We start from the raw sequence: 16451 nt of genomic DNA, 5'->3' as shown, positions 1-16451 counted from the left end.
CTACAAGATCAACGGCACATGGCGATGCTGCGCCGTTTGGCGCTATTTGCCCTGCGCAAGCATTGCCGTTAGGTAGGGCGGCAGGCACCGCGATATCTGCGCGCCGTCTGTGAAAGGGCTGCCCAAGTGCGGTATGACATTCCATATGCTGCAAAAGGGCAGGTGATCGGCCTTTTGGGCGGATCTTTTGATCCCGCTCACGCAGGCCACGCCCATATCACGCGTGAGGCTTTGAAACGGTTCGGGCTGGATCAGGTCTGGTGGCTGGTCAGCCCCGGCAACCCGTTGAAAGAGCATGGCCCCGCCCCGATGCAGACGCGCATCAACCAAGCGCGGCACGTGCTGCAACATCCCCGCGTACAGGTCACAGGGATCGAGCAGCGTCTAGGCACACGCTATACCGCGCAGACATTGCGGGCGTTGCAGCAGCTATATCCGGCGCAGCGGTTTGTCTGGCTGATGGGCGCGGACAATCTGGCGCAATTCCATTTATGGCAGGATTGGCGCGATATCATCATGTCTGTGCCGATGGGGGTTTTGGCCCGCCCTGGTGATCGTATCTCGGCGCGGACAAGTCGGGCGGCGTCCCTGTTTTCACCCTACCGGATACCGGGGCGTTTCAGTCGGCGACTTGCGCGTGCCCACGCGCCTGCGTGGTGCTTTGTGAATGTCCCGATGATGGATGTGTCGTCCTCTGCGATCCGTGCCGCAGGCGATTGGTCAGCGTAGCCGCGCCGAAGCGAGGCCCGCGCCCAGGATGACGGCCAGCCCGAGCCACGTCCACATATCGGGCAGATCACCAAAGATTAGCCAGCCCAAAGCAACGGCCGCCACCAGCTGGAAATACACAAGCGGCGCCAGCCGCGTGGCAGGTGCGAGCCCGTAAGCATAGAGCAACAACAGATTCCCCAACATCGAGAACAGCGCAGAAGTAGCCGTAAGCGCCGAGATCGCGCCAGACATCTGCGGCAGGTGGAGCATTCCGAACGGGGCAAGCAACAATGCCGCAATCAACAGTTGGATGAACGTCATCGCGATCGGCGTGCCAAGCGCACCCAGCCAGCGTGACATTGTCAGAAACACTCCATAACAACACCCCGCCGCAACAGCCCAAAGCACGCCCGCACTGGCCCCCATTCCTGGCCTCACAACGATCAGCACGCCGATGAAGCCTGCAACCACCAAGGCCGTTCGCGCCGTTGTCACGGGTTCACGCAGGAAAATCACGGCCAGTACATAACTGACCAACGGCCCGATAAAGAACGCGGCAAAAACTGTGGCGATTTCTTCGGTCTGCAACGCGGTCTGGATGCAGCTGATGCCTGCGGCCAACACACAAGCCCGCAGCCAGATGCGCCAGTCACGCAGCAACCCCCACGCGCTGCGCGGGGCAAACGGGGCAATCAGCAGCGCACCAATCGCAAATCGCGACCACGCCACAAAAAGCGGCGCAACGGCATATGTCCCTGACAACAGCTTGCCCGCGCTGTCTCCCGCAGGGATCATCGACATCGCTAAAAACATGATCAGGACAGCGCGTTGCATGCCTTTGCGCTATCACGCGACGACACAGAGGTGAACGGTATTTTAACGGCGCTTGTAGGCAGGCGGCCAGATGCGGTACGTCTTGGCCATGAAACGGAAATTCTCAAGACGCCAGTTCCTTGGATCGGCTGCTGCACTGACCATTGCGGGCGCCGCGCCCGCAATGGCTGCGCCGCCCGTGTCCTCTTTGCGCCCCGTTCTGCGCGGTGAAGATTTCTTCAAACGTGCCGTGCGCAGCGCCGATACAATTCTGGGCGAGGCAAAGCTTCGGGGCAAAGTCTCGTTTGCGGTGTCCAATGCCACAACGGGCCAAGGTCTGGAGGCCCAAGACGCCGCCGTCGCCCGCCCGCCTGCCAGCGTCGCCAAGGCGATCACCGCGCTTTACGCACTGGACGCGCTAGGGCCCGATCACAGATTTGAAACCCGGCTATTGGCCACAGGTGGCGTCGTCGAGGGCGAGATCATGGGCGATCTGGTCCTGATGGGCGGTAACGATTCGACACTTGATACTGATGCGCTGGCCGCGATGGCGTCAGACCTGAAGGCCGCAGGCATCATCGGGGTGCGCGGCGCATTCAAAGTGTACGAAGGCGCAATCCCCAGCCTGCCACGCATTGACCCCAAACAACCCGATCAGGTGGGGTATAACCCCGGCGTGTCGGGCCTCGCGCTGAACTACAACCGCGTGCATTTCGAATGGAAACGCGCCAGCGGCAAATACAACATCACGATGGAAGGCCGCACAGAGAAATATCGCCCCGCCGTGCGCATGGCCGCGATGCAAATCCGCGACAGGTCATCGCCAGTCTACACTTACGAAGACCGCGGCGGCATCGATGCATGGACCGTCGCACGCGGTGCATTGGGCGGCAGCGGATCGCGCTGGCTTCCTGTGCGCAAACCGGGCCTCTACGCAGGTGAGGTCTTCCAAAGCCTCGCAGGTTCTCAGGGCATCCGCCTCGGGGCGCCCAAAATGATCGCAACCAAGCCCACAGGCGAAGTCCTCGTTCGACATCAAAGCCCCACGCTGCGCCGCATCCTGCGCGACATGCTGAAATGGTCCACAAACCTGACGGCAGAAATGATGGGCCTCGCGGCAACAGATGCACTGGGGCACAAAGTAGACAGCCTCAAAGCCTCGGCAGAGCACATGAACGATTGGGCCCGCGCCAATATCGGTATGCAAAGCGTTTCACTGGTTGATCACTCTGGCCTCGGGGATGACAGCCGCGTTACGGCAAACGACATGGTAAAGGCATTGGTCGAGGTCCACAGCAAGGGCCTGCGCGAGATCCTAAAACCCATCGCCATGCGCGACGAAAAGCGCCGCGTGATAAAAGACCACCCGATCAAGGTTGATGCAAAAACGGGCACCCTCAATTTTGTCTCGTCTCTCGCGGGGTATCTCACGGGACCGGACGGCACGGAAATGGCCTTTGCGATCTTTGCCGCCGACACATCCATCCGTGCCACCCTCACGCGGGCCGAACGCGAAGCGCCCGCAGGCGGTATCAGCTGGAACCGCCGCGCCAAACGCATGCAGCAACAGCTCATCGAACGCTGGGGCGTCCTGTACGGAGCCTAACGTGCCGTCCCACTATTTTTTCTGGCCTTAAATCCTTCGGGGGAATTGGACCAACGGGCCAAGGGGGCTGGCCTCCCCCCCCCCAACACCGCCCGCATCAAACACTCAGGTCAAATGCCGCGCCCGTGCGCCACGCTCGATCGCTGCGGCATGCAAGCGGTCAATCTCCAGCTCATAGCGGATCTCTTCCAGCAGCCGCAATTCTGCCTCTTCCAGCGTTCCGTCCGCAGCCGCCACATCACAAGCCAGCGCATAGGCTGTCTCGTTCAAACGGTCCGGCAACGCCTCTTTGATCAGGCCAAACAAGGCGTCCAGCCCGTCCTCCAACTCAAACAGATCAAACACCATCTGGCTCACCGTCTTGATCCGGTCCATGTCAAAACCGGCAAAGATCGGCAGGATGTTCACCGCTGTCTGTATCTTGATCAGTTCGGTTGTTCCCATGTCGCCATCCGATGCGGACACCGCCACCATAACAGCTACCAGACTGTCCTGCGCGCTCAGCGCCAAAGAAGGGTCGTTTGTCATCGGGGGTAATCCTTTGCGCCTGACGGGTCGTATCGCAGAATATTGACGGCATGGCCCTTGCGCAATAGATGAAGCCGCAGGTGCGCGATAATGCGCAGATGATTTTCGGGAAGTCTGATATGTCTGAGATGCGGGATGCAGCAATGCAAAGCAAAGCGTGGCCCTTTGAAGAAGCGCGCCGCGTGCTCAAACGCTTTGGCGGGAAGACACCCGAAAAAGGTCATGTGTTGTTCGAGACGGGCTATGGCCCCTCGGGCCTGCCCCATATCGGCACTTTTGGTGAGGTCGCACGCACAACCATGATCCGCCGCGCGTTCGAGGTGATCAGCGACATTCCCACGCGGCTTGTGTGTTTCTCGGACGATCTGGACGGTATGCGCAAAGTGCCCAGCAATGTGCCCAACCCTGAAAGCCTGACCGAGCATTTGCAGCGCCCGCTCACGTCCGTGCCCGATCCGTTCGGCACGCACGACAGCTTTGGCCACCACAACAATGCGCGGCTGCGCACGTTTCTGGATACCTTCGGATTCGAGTACGAGTTTATCTCGGCCACCGAATTCTATGGCACGGGCCAGTTCGACGAAATCCTGATGCGCGCCGTCGAAAAATACGACGAGATTATGGAGGTCATGCTGGCCTCTTTGCGCGAAGAACGTCGCCAGACCTATTCCATCTTCCTGCCCATCCACCCGGAAAGCGGTCGGGTCATGTATGTGCCGATGAAATCCGTCGATGCCAAAGCCGGCACGATCACCTTTGACACCGAAGACGGTGAGGAAATGACCCTGCCTGTCACGGGCGGCAATGTGAAACTGCAATGGAAGCCCGACTTTGGCGCGCGCTGGGCGGCCCTTGGTGTGGACTTCGAGATGTACGGCAAGGATCACTCGACCAACACGCCGATCTACGACAAAATCTGCCGCATCCTCGGCGCCCGTGCGCCCGAGCATTTCAGCTATGAGCTGTTTCTGGATCAGGACGGTCACAAGATTTCCAAGACCTCGGGCAACGGGCTGACCATCGACGAATGGCTGACCTATGCAAGCGCGGAATCGCTATCGTATTTCATGTATCTCAAGCCGAAGACGGCCAAGCGCATGTATTTCGACGTGATCCCCAAGGCCGTCGATGAATACCACCAGCAGCTGCGCGCCTATGAGGGTCAAGACATCAAAGCGCAGCTGAACAACCCCGTCTGGCATATCCACAGCGGCGATGTGCCAAAGTCCGATATGGTTGTTCCTTTCTCGATGTTGCTGAACCTCGCCTCTGTCTCCTCGGCCGAGGACAAGGACCAGCTTTGGGGCTTTATCCAGCGCTATGCGCCCGAGGCCACACCAGAAAGCAACCCCGGTATGGACGCCGCGGCGGGCTATGCCGTGCGCTATTACAATGACTTTGTGAAACCGGAAAAAACCTTCCGCGCGCCCAGCGATTTGGAGCGTGAAGCCCTGAGCGACTTGCGCACGCGCCTTGCCGCATGGAAGGGGGGGCTGGACGCCGAGGCACTGCAGTCCGAGGTCTTTGCCTGCGGTCGTGAACGGTTCGATCCGCTGCGCGACTGGTTCACGGCCCTCTACGAGGTTCTTTTGGGCGCGTCGCAGGGGCCACGCTTTGGAGGGTTTATCGCACTTTACGGTGTGGATGAAACGATTGCGCTTATTGATGATGCCCTGGCGGGCAAGCTGGTCGCGGGCTGATTTCTTGCCCTTCGGCTTGTGTGGATTACGTCATGTCCCACACAAGACGGAGGACACGATATGAAAACGGTTCTTTTGGCAGCGGTAATTGTGGCGGCAGGCGCGTTCAGCGCCTTTGCGCAAGACGCAGATATTCGCGCAACGATCAACCAGCAGTTCGAGGCGTTCAAGGCCGATGATTTCGCCACCGCCTTTACCTTTGCCAGCCCTAATTTGCAGCGCTTGTTCCAGTCGCCGCAGAATTTTGGCCGCATGGTGACCCAAGGCTATCCGATGGTCTGGCGCCCTGCCGCGATTGATTATCTGGAGCTGCGCGAAGAAGGCGGCACCTATTTCCAGCGCATCCAGATCGCAGACGCAAAAGGCGCGTTTCACTATCTGGAATACCGTATGTTGGAGACAACAGACGGCTGGCGCATCAACGGTGTGCAAGTCCTTGATGCGCCAGGGGCAGCGGTTTGATCTGCAACGCCACCGTTACGGTGCTATAGAGGCGCTTTAATCCCAGATTGGTACTTCCCTCGCTTATGTCCGGCAGTTGCGCCGGAGAAGCGCGAAAGGGATACCTATGACCACAACAACACTTACGCCCGCCCCCTATTCCGAGGGCTTGGCGGCCTATTCCAACGGCGATGGTACCCAAGGGTCGCCAAGCTATGCCACTTCGGGCAATGCCGCATTCATTCCTGCCGATCAGGATTTTGGTGGTGCTATCGAGATCCTGAAAACCGACAGCACCCAGCGGCTGCGGTACAAGGGGCAGACCCCGATTGAGCCGGGCTGCTACATCAAGATTACGGCGCGTATCAAAGCGCTGAGCGGGAATCTCCCCTCGGTCCGGATCGCGGCCTTTGCGGCGCAAGCCAATGGCAACGCGCTGGCTGGTGTGACGACTGTGGGGGAGACGGTTCCGATTACATCCTATGGCGACGTGGTCGAGGTGAGCGCGATTGTCGGTATCGGTAACCGCGACGGGGTTGATATGGTCTGGGGGCGGTTTGCCGACTACGGGCATTTCGGCATCGATCTGCTGGGCCAGAACGGCGGCGTTGTGCGGGTCGACGACCTTGAGATCACGGATGTATCGAGCCTGTTTCTGGGTGATCTCGTCTCAACCGTGGATGTGCGCGACTTTGGCGCGATTGGCGACGGGGTGGCCGATGACACCGCTGCGTTCGAGGCGGCGAATTCGGCGGCCAACGGGCGCACTGTGCTGATCTCGGAGGGCGTGTTTAACATCACTGGCAATCTGACCTTTGATACGCCGGTGAAGTTTGTTGGGCGTCTGACCATGCCAACGGCGGCCATTCTGCTGCTGCGCCGCAACTTTGATCTGGCCAATTACATTGAGGCTTTCGAGAATGAAGAGCTGGCTTTTCGCAAGGCGTTTCAGGCGCTTCTGAACAATTCGGATCACGAATCGCTGGACTTGTGCGGCCGCAAGGTCGCCCTGACAGAGCCTGTGGACCTGCAAGCCGCCGTGCCCAACCGCACGCGCTATGAGACGCGGCGCGCCATCCACAACGGGCAATTGATCGCGTTGACGGGCGGCGATTGGGACACCACGACGCTGATCGAGCAGGCGACCTATAACCCCAACAACCCGCGCACCCTGACCAATGTGTCGAATGTTGCCAACATCGCTATCGGCTCACGGGTGAGTGGCGCAGGCGTGGGGCGTGAGATTTACGTGCGCGACAAGAACATCGCGGCGAACGAATTGACGTTGAATGGCCCGCTGTATGATGCCGCAGGCACGCAAAACTTTGCCTTTGAGCGGTATAAGTACATGCTCGATTTCAGCGGCTTTGATGTGATTTCGAAGTTTGTGATGCACAATATCGAATTCCAGTGCCAAGAGCTGTGCAGCGGAATAATGCTGGCCAATGCAGGCACGATTTTCACCGTGCGCGATTGTTTTATCACGACGCCAAAAGATCGCGGGATTACCTCGATGGGGGGCGGCTGTCAGGGCATGTTTGTCGAGCGGTGCCAGTTCCTGTCGTCCGAGAATGATTTGCCTGTATCGCAACGCAAAACCATCGCGCTCAATGTGAACGCCAATGACGCAAAGATTCGCAATTGCCGCGCCGAGCGCTTCCGCCACTTTGCGGTGATGACGGGGCAGAACCACCTGATTGTCGGAAACCACTTTTTCCAAGGGGATACCGTGTCGGGGGGCATCCGTTCGGCGGGCGTGGTAATGGCCGAGGCTTATGCCTCGGTCGTGTTCACCAACAACTATGTGGACAACGCGTTCTTTGAGTGGACGAACGAGCGTGACCCCACGCCAGAATTCAGCGGCGGCTTTTCGTTCAGCGCGCTCGATATTACCAGCAACATCTTCCTGTCTGGCAATGTGTCGACCGCGTTCAGCTTCCTGATCATCAAGCCCTACGGCGCTGGGCATTTTGTGAACGGGCTGAACGTGTCGGGCAACCGCTTCCGCAGCATCAACGGTTTTGTGCAGCGGGCAGAACGTGTGGACACCAGCTTTGCGGATCTCAACTATACCCGCATGCGCAACATCAGTTTTGTCGGGAACTCGTTCCACGGGATCAGTACGCCTGTCGCGAACCCGCATCTGATCGAATACCAGAACAACACAAATGCGCAGACATGGGTGGTCGAGACCGGGGACGGGCTGCCGTTCTCTGCCCGCTCACTCAGCGTGGATGCGGTGGTCGTGCGCGGCGGCGTGCGCAACGCAGCCAACGCGCTGAACTATGACAACCCCTTTGTGCGTGCGCAGCAGGGCGGCAATGCCGATCAAGTGCATGTCATCTGGTCCGAACCCGTGCGCGGCAAGATTGCCGTGACCGCACGGATGGACAACGACGTGGTCTAGGCCACGCTGGCTCCGGCGTGGCAGGGCGTCGGGGCCGTATCAAAACTCACGCCACAGCCCTATTTTCAGGGCTGTGTTTTTGATCTGCCCGATCTGGCTTTCGGTGCCGACCTGAATGCGGAATTTTGAGGCCTTCGGGTTGAACACAAGCGACGGCGCGATCGTGGCGATCGTGTCTGAATCCACATGTGCGGTATAGAGTTGCAGCATGCCTGTGGTGACATCGGTAAAGTTCACACCAACGGTCGCGTCGACCTTCGTCGCGTGGCGGTCATAGCCGAATTCCCAGATCATTGAGGCATCCACGGTAGCCCAACCGGACTTGTCCCCCCATTGCATCCCGCGGCCCCACGTCAGGCCCGCCCGCAGCAATGGTGCCGTCTCAGAGCCGATCCACCCCGCGCCAAAGCCCAATTCATAGGCCCATTTCGACGTGGCATCCGGCGCGCTGAGCGCACGGCGGAAGGATAAAGTGGCATATCCCGCGTTGGGGTTAAGGCGCGGGCGCAGAATGCCGACATCCACAATCAACGTCGTTTTTTCCGTTGCCCCGTATTCCAGATACGTCCGGTTGCCCATATCCAGATTATAGGTGGTAGCCACAGAAACAGAGGTGAAAACGCTGCCTTTCTCGCGCAGCCAAGGGCCAGCGTTTGCAGGAAGCGACAGCACCATCAAAAGCACCACAAAGATAAGTTTGATTTGCACGGGGGTAGGTCTCCTACCCGTCAGTTTGGTTAACAGCCGTTAACAAAGAGTTACCAAGCTGAAAATACAAAAAAAGGCGCAGCCATACAGCCGCGCCTTTTGGCAATTGGTCTGGGTCAGTACGCCTATGCGCGGACAGCGCCACCGCGCGGGCCAGTGATGAGCCATACGATGAAGCCGACCACGGGGAATACTACGATGCCGACGGTCCACAAGATCTTGCTCAAGCCTGATGCGCGGGAGGTCAGAACATTGTAGATTGCGTAAATGTCGGCGATCAAAATCAACGTTGCGAGTATGCCATATTCCATGTCGTGTGGTCCTTTTGTTTTTTGCGTCTCGGCAACACAACACGCGGAATGCGTTATAGTTCCCCAAAAGCTAGGGTTTTGAATATGGAAGGCGAGATTGCCGTGGATGGATCGAATGTCGTGTTCTGGCGCGGCGGGCAGCGGGATGCGGCGATGCCATCGCTTGTCACCCGCGCTTTGCGAGCCCGCCGTTTTGTGCCGACGGTCTATTTCGACCACAGCATTCATCGGCATTTGACGCAGGATATGTTGGATGAATTGTCCGCTCAGACGCGGATCGTTATCGCACCCAAAGGGACGCAGGCAGATGCGCTGTTGCTAGAGGCGGCGGTTGGGACGTCTATCCAGATCGTCACCAACGACCGCTTCCACGACTGGCGCAAAACCTATCCGCAGCTGCGCACCGACACGCTGGTCACGGGGCGGATTGTGAAAGGCGGGCGGGTGCAGTTCTCCAAAAAGCTTCGCGCCGTACCGATTTAGCGGCCAGTCTGCATTACCGTCCGCGCCGTTTCACCCCGCCGCGCATTCCGCCGCGACCCATCGTGCTGCGGCCCGATGATTTCTTGGCGTCGACCACGGCCTTCTCCACAGCATATTGCCGCGCCATCGGATCATCCGCGATAGTGAGGTCCACCGCCTCAAGCCGTTTCACCTCGTCACGCAGGCGTGCGGCCTCTTCAAACTCGAGGTTCTCGGCAGCTTTGCGCATGTCGGTGCGCAGCCCTTCGAGCACGGTTTGCAGATTACCCCCCGCCAGAGGGTTGTCGATTTTGGCAGTGACGCGGGATTGGTCAGTGTCGCCTTTATAGAGCCCTGCCAGAATATCCTCGACATTCTTTTTCACCGTCATCGGCGTGATGCCGTGTTCCTCGTTATAGGCCAACTGCTTGGCGCGGCGGCGCTCTGTCTCACCCATCGCACGCTCCATCGAGCCTGTGATGCGGTCGGCATACATGATCACGCGGCCTTCGGCATTACGCGCCGCACGGCCGATGGTCTGGATCAGGGAGGTTTCCGAGCGCAGGAAGCCTTCCTTATCCGCATCCAGAATAGCGACCAACCCACATTCGGGAATGTCCAAACCTTCGCGCAGCAGGTTGATCCCGATCAGCACGTCAAAGGCGCCAAGGCGCAGATCGCGCAAAATCTCGATCCGCTCGATCGTATCAATATCGCTGTGCATGTAGCGCACGCGAATGCCCTGTTCGTGCATGTACTCGGTCAGGTCCTCGGCCATGCGTTTGGTGAGCGTGGTACACAGTGTCCGCATCCCGTCGGCGGCAACTTTGCGCACTTCGTCCAGCAGATCGTCGACCTGCATCTCGACGGGCCGTATCTCGATCACGGGATCAATCAGGCCGGTGGGGCGGATGATCTGTTCGGTGAACACACCGCCCGTCTGCTCCAACTCCCAATCGGCGGGGGTGGCGGAGACAAAGACCGACTGCGGGCGCATGGCGTCCCATTCCTCGAACTTGAGGGGGCGGTTATCCATACAGGACGGCAGGCGAAAGCCGTGTTCGGCCAGCGTCATCTTGCGTCTGAAGTCACCCTTATACATGCCGCCGATCTGCGGAACGGAGACGTGGCTTTCGTCGGCAAAGACAATCGCGTTGTCGGGGATGAATTCGAACAGGGTGGGGGGGGGCTCACCCGGGGCGCGGCCCGTCAGATAGCGTGAGTAGTTCTCGATCCCGTTGCATACGCCTGTGGCTTCCAGCATCTCCAGATCAAAGTTGGTGCGCTGCTCCAGCCGCTGCGCCTCCAGCAGTTTGCCGTCTGCCACCAGTTGATCCAGCCGCATTCGCAGCTCTTTCTTGATGCCGATCACCGCTTGGTTCATCGTCGGCTTGGGCGTGACATAGTGGGAGTTCGCGTAAACGCGGATTTGCTGCATCGTGCCGGTCTTCTCCCCTGTCAGTGGATCGAACTCGGTAATCGCCTCCAACTCTTCGCCAAAGAAGGACAAGCGCCATGCGCGGTCATCCAAGTGGGCGGGGAAGATTTCAAGGCTATCGCCGCGCACGCGGAAACAGCCGCGCTGGAAGGCGGCATCGTTGCGTTTGTAGGCCTGCGCCACCAAATCGGCGATCACCTGCCGCTGGTCGTATGAGTTGCCGACCTTCAAATCCTGCGTCATCGCGCCATAGGTTTCGACGCTGCCGATCCCGTAGATGCACGAGACAGAGGCCACGATGATCACATCATCCCGCTCCAACAAGGCCCGCGTGGCCGAGTGGCGCATCCGGTCGATCTGCTCGTTGATCTGGCTCTCTTTTTCGATAAACGTGTCGCTGCGGGCGACATAAGCCTCGGGCTGGTAGTAGTCATAGTAGCTGACGAAATATTCGACCGCATTGTCGGGAAAGAAACCTTTGAACTCACCATAAAGCTGCGCGGCCAGCGTTTTGTTCGGCGCAAGGATGATCGCGGGGCGCTGTGTTTCCTCGATCATCTTGGCCATGGTAAAGGTCTTGCCGGTGCCTGTCGCGCCCAGCAGCACTTGGTCACGCTCGCCGTTGCGGATGCCCTCGCTCAGCTCCGCAATCGCGGTGGGCTGGTCGCCTGCGGGTTCGAACTCTGTCGCCAGTTTGAACGTGATCCCGCCTTCCAGCTTTGGGCGGGTGCGCACATCGGGGGCGGGGTTGGCCAGCACGGCCTTGGACGTTGCATCGCTTTTGTCGGAATGAGCATAGGGCATGGGGCAGTCTCCGGCTGGTGTTGCTTCTATAGATGCGGTGTTTGCGCGGGTGTTCAAGGCATGGCACGCGTTCACATGTCAGAAACTGTCAGCAGAGCGCGCTCTTGATCCGCGCCCGCCTGCGTGCCATATCGGGTTTAGCCAACCACGGAGAGCTTTCATGCGCGCGCGAATCTACCAACCTGCCCGTACTGCCATGTCCTCTGGCACTGCCAAGACCAACAAGTGGGTGCTGGAATTTGCACAAGACAGCGCACGCGAAGTGGATCCGCTGATGGGCTGGACCTCGTCGTCGGACACGCAAAGCCAGATCAAGCTGGAATTCGCGACCAAGCAAGACGCGGTCGACTATGCCGTGGAAAACGGCATCGACGCACAGGTCCAAGAGCCAAACCGCCGCAAGCCGAACATCCGTGCGGGCGGTTACGCCGAGAATTTTGCGACCGACCGTCGCGGCGCCTGGACACACTAACGCCGATGACGCCTCAGACCATCGGCCGCGTTCAGTCCCCCCGCATCATTCGTATCGGTGGTGGCGTGGCGGCAGAGGTGGCAGAGGTTCTGACACAGCTGGGCCTGTCGCGCCCGCTGATCGTGACGGATACCAACCTTGTCGCCCTTGGTCATGTGCAGGTTATCACCGATAGTCTGGATGCCGCGCATATCCGCTCGGATATCTTTGACGGCGTGGTCGAAGACCCCACAGATCTGTGCGTAGACGCGGGCCTTGCTGTGTGGCGTGCAGGGGATTTCGACTGCATCATCGGCTTTGGTGGCGGCAGCCCGATGGACACCGCCAAAGCCATCAGCTTCATGAGCGTGAACGAAGGCCACGTGCGCGATTACAAAGCGCCCCGCCAGATTGACCGCTGCGGCCCGCCCGTCATCGCAATCCCCACCACAGGCGGTACAGGGTCCGAGCTGACACGCTGGTGCGTCATTACCGACACTCAAAGCCCCGAAAAATACAACCTGTCGGGTCTGGCCTGCGTGGCAACCGCGGCGTTGATTGACTGGACGTTCACCATCACCAAGCCCGCCCGCATCACGGCGGATACCGCCGTTGATAGCCTGACCCACGCAATCGAAGCCTACGTGAGCCGCAAGGCGTTTGATTATGCCGATGCATTCGCGCTGGCCGCGATGCCCGCAATTGCCACCCATGTCCGCACTGCCGTTGCCGATCCTGAAAACGCCGAAGCGCGTAGTGCGCTGATGCTGGCCGCATCCCAGGCGGGGATGGCCTTTTCCAACGCCTCTGTCGCCCTCGTCCACGGGATGAGCCGCCCGATTGGCGCGCATTTTCATGTGGCGCATGGCTTGTCGAATGCGATGCTGCTGCCCGAACTCACACGCTTTTCCATCGGCGCAGCACCTGCGCGCTATGCCACTTGTGCCCGCGTGATGGGCATGGCGCAGAGGGGCGACAGTGATGCAGTGGCCAGTGAAAAGCTGGTCGAGGGGCTAACCCGTCTCAACGACGATCTCAAAGTGCCAAATCCCTCCAGCCTCGGGCATGTGGCGGATGACGCGATGTTGACGCTGATGGCGGGGCAGGCGCTGGCCTCCGGCTCACCGCAGAACAACCCCCGCGTGCCGACCCAAGACGAGATCGTGCAGCTTTATCGCGCGATCTGGTAGGCGTCAGGGATTGATCCCCGTGCGGCCCCTCGCTACTCACTACCGCAACCGATCCCTCCTATATATAGAGTACGCCAGATGACCATCACCCACCTCGTCACCCATTCCGGCGGCTTTCACGCGGATGAGCTGTTGTCCACGGTCATCCTGCAACGCTTGTTTCCCCAAGCCGAGCTGCTGCGCACCCGTGACCGCGATTGGACGACGCCCGCACCCGGCAAGATCATCTATGACGTAGGTCGTGTGTTCGATGCCGAAGCACAGATTTTCGATCATCACCAACGCCCCAACCCGCTGCGCGAAGACGGCCAGCCCTACAGCTCGTTCGGGTTGATCTGGGCGCAATATGGCCGCGACTATCTGCGCGCGCTGGATGTGCCGGAAGTGGATATAGAAGATGTACACGCCAGCTTTGACAAGAGCTTTGTTGTGCCCGTTGATCTGGTGGATAACGGAGCGCTGGCACCTGCCACGGCGGGGCAATTGGCCAGCCTGACACTGCCGGCGTTGTTGGGAACGCTGAAACCTGTCTTTGATAACAACGACGCTGGCGCTGATGACGCAGGCTTTGTTGCGGCTTTGCCCATCGCGCGGGCATTCATCGAAGGGTCGATCAACGGCAAAGCCGCCAAACGCCGCGCCCATGCGATGGTGACAAAGGCCATTGAGGAAGCAGGCCCGAACCGCGTTTTGGAACTGCCCATGGGCATGCCCTTCCGCGCCGCGATTGAGGACGCTGGCGCAGACCATATGCTGTTCGTCGTTAATCCGCGTGACAGCGACTGGGCCATTGGCGGCATCCGCATCCAGGGCGACAGCTTCGAGCAGCGCGCAGACCTGCCCAAAGCATGGGCGGGGCTGACGGACGGCGAGTTGGAAGAGGCTTGCGGCGTCAAAGGCGCCAAGTTTTGCCACAACGGTCTGTTTATCGCTGTCGCCGAAACGCGCGAAGCCGCACTTGAAATGGCCCGCCTTGCCGTAGCCGAAGCCGAAGCGTGACGTAGCGGCACGTAACTCGGCCTTGAGTTCGCCTGCAAAATAGCACACCAAATGTCTGACAATTGATTTGATTGAATAGGGATACCGCCATGACGCTCACCATTGATATTGCCCGTTTCAAGAACCTCGCGATTGAGGTGCATGATGATGGTGTTTGGGTGGTGACGCTCAACCGTCCCGCAAAGCGCAATGCGTTGGACATCGACACGATCGAAGAGCTGGTTGATTTCTTCTCGGCAGCCCCCCGTGCGGGTGTGCGTGCCGTGGTGCTTGCGGGGGCGGGGGATCACTTCTGCGCGGGCCTTGATCTGATCGAGCATCACGATGAAGACCGCAGCCCCGCAGACTTCATGCACGTCTGCCTGCGCTGGCACGAAGCGTTCAACAAAATGGAATACGGAGGCGTCCCTGTCATCGCCGCGTTGCAAGGTGCCGTGGTGGGCGGGGGCTTGGAGTTGGCAAGCTCGGCCCATGTGCGTGTGATGGACCAAAGCGCATACTTCGCCCTGCCCGAAGGCCAGCGTGGTCTGTTTACCGGGGGCGGGGCCACGATCCGTGTGACCGATCTGGTTGGTAAGGCGCGGATGATCGACATGATGCTGACGGGCCGCGTCTATCAGGGGCAGGAAGCTGTCGATCTGGGATTGGCACAGTATATAGTAGACGGCTCCAGTCTGGATGCCGCGATGGATCTGGCCCGCAAGGCGGCGCAAAACCTGCCGCTGTCGAACTTTGCGATCTGCTCTGCCGTGAGCCATATGCAGAATATGTCGGCCATGGACGCCGCTTATGCCGAGGCTGTGGTGGCAGGGGTTGTGAATACACAGCCAGACGCCCGCGCAAGGCTTGCGGCCTTTGCTGATAAATCCGCAGCCCGCGTGCGGCGAAACGACTGATCTGCTTGTCCCCCTGCCGCGCGGCCTATGTCTGAGGGCATAGAGATGCAGCAGGGGCCAAGGCATGACGAACAGACAACGCAACAATCTGGATATATATGACGACGTCGCGGCCCGGTGGTGGTCTGACGACATCCGCTGGGTCCGCACGCTCAAGAACATGGTGCCCGCCCGCCTGCGCTATTTCGACAAACTCACCGAATGGCAGGGCAAGGCCGTCCTGGACCTTGGATGTGCTGGCGGCTTTATGGCCGAAGCGATCGACGACCGCGGCGCAGATGTAACAGGCATCGACCCTGCAAAAGACGCAATCGCCGCTGCCCGTGCCCACGCGCAAGATCGCAACATTACCTATGATGTCGGGGTAGGGGAGGCACTGCCCTACGCGGACGCCAGCTTTGACATTGTTGTCTGTGTGGATGTGTTGGAACACGTGGCCGATCTGCCCAAAGTGTTGTCAGAGGTCTGCCGCGTTCTCAAACCGGGCGGTATCTTTCTATATGACACGATCAACCGCAACCCGATTGCAAAGCTGGCGACCATAACGGTGGCAGAGGATATGTTGGGTCTATTGCCCAAAGGCACCCATGACCCCGACATGTTTATAAAGCCGCATGAACTTGCGGCCGCGATGATCAAGGCGGGGTTAAAGCCGAACAGGCAGACCGGACTGGGGCCGCGGGGAATCAATAGGCGGTTTGATCTGGTATTTGGCCAGCTACCGCTGAAATCCGTCATCTATATGGGAAGTGCGCAAAACGAGTCGCAGTGATTCACGCCGATTCCGCCTGGATTCTCCCGAGTCGGCGCAAAAAGCGCGGATCGAAGCGGCAGCAGCGCCCAATTTGACGGCACAAGTCGAGTTTGAGGTGCTTCAAAAGGCTGGCGCTGAAAGTTTTTTCTCTGAGTGAAGGCGAGAATAAGCTATAAAAACATAGGGTTTCAGAGCTGCTGAAAAATCCAGATCAGGATTTTTCAGGGTTTTG

16 protein-coding genes are annotated in these 16451 nt (G+C 59.3%); 11 read left to right on the top strand and 5 right to left on the bottom strand.

Features of this window, described 5'->3' with window-relative positions; genetic code table 11:
* The first annotated feature begins 126 nt into the window (after positions 1-126).
* Positions 127-729 carry a nicotinate-nucleotide adenylyltransferase gene (locus tag ABMC88_RS16200; protein ID WP_349577929.1) on the top strand — a complete coding sequence of 201 codons (603 nt, stop codon included), beginning with the start codon at positions 127-129 and terminating at the stop codon, positions 727-729.
* Here the strand turns inward: ABMC88_RS16200 and ABMC88_RS16195 are convergent.
* A complete protein-coding gene (locus ABMC88_RS16195; RefSeq protein WP_349577928.1) occupies positions 721-1545 on the bottom strand; it encodes a DMT family transporter in 825 nt (274 codons plus the stop codon). The genes ABMC88_RS16200 and ABMC88_RS16195 overlap by 9 nt on opposite strands.
* Before the next feature lie 88 nt (positions 1546-1633).
* Between ABMC88_RS16195 and dacB the strand changes: the two genes are divergently transcribed.
* A complete protein-coding gene (gene dacB, locus ABMC88_RS16190) occupies positions 1634-3130 on the top strand; it encodes a D-alanyl-D-alanine carboxypeptidase/D-alanyl-D-alanine endopeptidase (protein ID WP_349578000.1) in 1497 nt (498 codons plus the stop codon).
* Between the two features lie 105 nt (positions 3131-3235).
* Here dacB and ABMC88_RS16185 read toward each other — a convergent pair whose 3' ends face one another.
* Complete coding sequence (locus ABMC88_RS16185; RefSeq protein WP_349577927.1) at positions 3236-3658, bottom strand: tellurite resistance TerB family protein; 423 nt, start codon at positions 3656-3658, stop codon at positions 3236-3238.
* Positions 3659-3777: 119 nt separating this feature from the next.
* On the opposite strand from ABMC88_RS16185, the gene ABMC88_RS16180 reads away from it, so the two are divergent.
* The 3 genes from ABMC88_RS16180 to ABMC88_RS16170 all read left to right on the top strand — a co-directional run bounded on the left by ABMC88_RS16180 (position 3778) and on the right by ABMC88_RS16170 (position 8206).
* Positions 3778-5358 carry a lysine--tRNA ligase gene (locus tag ABMC88_RS16180; RefSeq protein ID WP_349577926.1) on the top strand — a complete coding sequence of 527 codons (1581 nt, stop codon included), beginning with the start codon at positions 3778-3780 and terminating at the stop codon, positions 5356-5358.
* A 60-nt stretch (positions 5359-5418) separates the two neighbouring features.
* A complete protein-coding gene (locus ABMC88_RS16175; RefSeq protein ID WP_349577925.1) occupies positions 5419-5820 on the top strand; it encodes a DUF4864 domain-containing protein in 402 nt (133 codons plus the stop codon).
* A 106-nt stretch (positions 5821-5926) separates the two neighbouring features.
* Entirely contained in the window at positions 5927-8206 is a 2280-nt protein-coding gene (locus ABMC88_RS16170) for a glycosyl hydrolase family 28-related protein (protein WP_349577924.1), read from the top strand.
* A 39-nt stretch (positions 8207-8245) separates the two neighbouring features.
* On the opposite strand, the gene ABMC88_RS16165 is transcribed toward ABMC88_RS16170, so the two are convergent.
* Both ABMC88_RS16165 and ABMC88_RS16160 read right to left on the bottom strand, forming a co-directional pair.
* Positions 8246-8914 (bottom strand): hypothetical protein, encoded by a 669-nt coding sequence (locus ABMC88_RS16165; protein WP_349577923.1) that lies wholly within the window; start codon positions 8912-8914, stop codon positions 8246-8248.
* Between the two features lie 125 nt (positions 8915-9039).
* Positions 9040-9225: a PLD nuclease N-terminal domain-containing protein gene (locus tag ABMC88_RS16160; RefSeq protein ID WP_349577922.1), complete on the bottom strand. Its 186-nt coding sequence runs from the start codon at positions 9223-9225 to the stop codon at positions 9040-9042.
* 84 nt (positions 9226-9309) lie between these two features.
* Here ABMC88_RS16160 and ABMC88_RS16155 point away from each other — a divergent pair, with 84 nt between their 5' ends.
* Positions 9310-9708 carry an NYN domain-containing protein gene (locus ABMC88_RS16155; protein WP_349577921.1) on the top strand — a complete coding sequence of 133 codons (399 nt, stop codon included), beginning with the start codon at positions 9310-9312 and terminating at the stop codon, positions 9706-9708.
* Positions 9709-9721: 13 nt separating this feature from the next.
* Here the strand turns inward: ABMC88_RS16155 and uvrB are convergent, their stop codons facing one another.
* Positions 9722-11929, bottom strand: a complete 2208-nt coding sequence (gene uvrB, locus ABMC88_RS16150; protein ID WP_349577920.1) for an excinuclease ABC subunit UvrB — start codon at positions 11927-11929, stop codon at positions 9722-9724.
* 160 nt (positions 11930-12089) lie between these two features.
* Here uvrB and ABMC88_RS16145 point away from each other — a divergent pair, with 160 nt between their 5' ends.
* The 5 genes from ABMC88_RS16145 (at position 12090) to ubiG (ending at position 16237) form a co-directional block, all read left to right on the top strand.
* The gene (locus tag ABMC88_RS16145; RefSeq protein ID WP_349577919.1) at positions 12090-12401 is read left to right on the top strand and encodes an ETC complex I subunit; all 312 of its coding nucleotides are present in this window, start codon (positions 12090-12092) and stop codon (positions 12399-12401) included.
* 5 nt (positions 12402-12406) lie between these two features.
* Positions 12407-13570, top strand: a complete 1164-nt coding sequence (locus ABMC88_RS16140) for an iron-containing alcohol dehydrogenase (protein WP_349577918.1) — start codon at positions 12407-12409, stop codon at positions 13568-13570.
* Positions 13571-13648: 78 nt separating this feature from the next.
* Positions 13649-14569: an MYG1 family protein gene (locus ABMC88_RS16135; RefSeq protein WP_349577917.1), complete on the top strand. Its 921-nt coding sequence runs from the start codon at positions 13649-13651 to the stop codon at positions 14567-14569.
* Between the two features lie 89 nt (positions 14570-14658).
* Entirely contained in the window at positions 14659-15465 is an 807-nt protein-coding gene (locus ABMC88_RS16130; protein WP_349577916.1) for a crotonase/enoyl-CoA hydratase family protein, read from the top strand.
* Positions 15466-15529: 64 nt separating this feature from the next.
* Entirely contained in the window at positions 15530-16237 is a 708-nt protein-coding gene (gene ubiG, locus ABMC88_RS16125) for a bifunctional 2-polyprenyl-6-hydroxyphenol methylase/3-demethylubiquinol 3-O-methyltransferase UbiG (RefSeq protein WP_349577915.1), read from the top strand.
* Positions 16238-16451 lie beyond the last annotated feature (214 nt).

Origin of the sequence: Sulfitobacter aquimarinus (assembly GCF_040149565.1) — a bacterium.
GTDB lineage: Bacteria > Pseudomonadota > Alphaproteobacteria > Rhodobacterales > Rhodobacteraceae > Sulfitobacter > Sulfitobacter aquimarinus.
This window is presented reverse-complemented; position numbering and strand designations above follow the sequence as displayed.

Bases quoted from the DNA above. Each gene is read 5' to 3' on its own strand.
- ABMC88_RS16195 (WP_349577928.1), bottom strand. From the start codon at position 1,545: ATGCAACGCGCTGTCCTGATCATGTTTTTAGCGATGTCGATGATCCCT.
- dacB (WP_349578000.1), top strand. From the start codon at position 1,634: ATGAAACGGAAATTCTCAAGACGCCAGTTCCTTGGATCGGCTGCTGCA.
- ABMC88_RS16185 (WP_349577927.1), bottom strand. From the start codon at position 3,658: ATGACAAACGACCCTTCTTTGGCGCTGAGCGCGCAGGACAGTCTGGTA.
- ABMC88_RS16180 (WP_349577926.1), top strand. From the start codon at position 3,778: ATGTCTGAGATGCGGGATGCAGCAATGCAAAGCAAAGCGTGGCCCTTT.
- ABMC88_RS16175 (WP_349577925.1), top strand. From the start codon at position 5,419: ATGAAAACGGTTCTTTTGGCAGCGGTAATTGTGGCGGCAGGCGCGTTC.
- ABMC88_RS16170 (WP_349577924.1), top strand. From the start codon at position 5,927: ATGACCACAACAACACTTACGCCCGCCCCCTATTCCGAGGGCTTGGCG.
- ABMC88_RS16160 (WP_349577922.1), bottom strand. From the start codon at position 9,225: ATGGAATATGGCATACTCGCAACGTTGATTTTGATCGCCGACATTTAC.
- ABMC88_RS16155 (WP_349577921.1), top strand. From the start codon at position 9,310: ATGGAAGGCGAGATTGCCGTGGATGGATCGAATGTCGTGTTCTGGCGC.
- uvrB (WP_349577920.1), bottom strand. From the start codon at position 11,929: ATGCCCTATGCTCATTCCGACAAAAGCGATGCAACGTCCAAGGCCGTG.
- ABMC88_RS16145 (WP_349577919.1), top strand. From the start codon at position 12,090: ATGCGCGCGCGAATCTACCAACCTGCCCGTACTGCCATGTCCTCTGGC.
- ABMC88_RS16140 (WP_349577918.1), top strand. From the start codon at position 12,407: ATGACGCCTCAGACCATCGGCCGCGTTCAGTCCCCCCGCATCATTCGT.
- ABMC88_RS16135 (WP_349577917.1), top strand. From the start codon at position 13,649: ATGACCATCACCCACCTCGTCACCCATTCCGGCGGCTTTCACGCGGAT.
- ABMC88_RS16130 (WP_349577916.1), top strand. From the start codon at position 14,659: ATGACGCTCACCATTGATATTGCCCGTTTCAAGAACCTCGCGATTGAG.
- ubiG (WP_349577915.1), top strand. From the start codon at position 15,530: ATGACGAACAGACAACGCAACAATCTGGATATATATGACGACGTCGCG.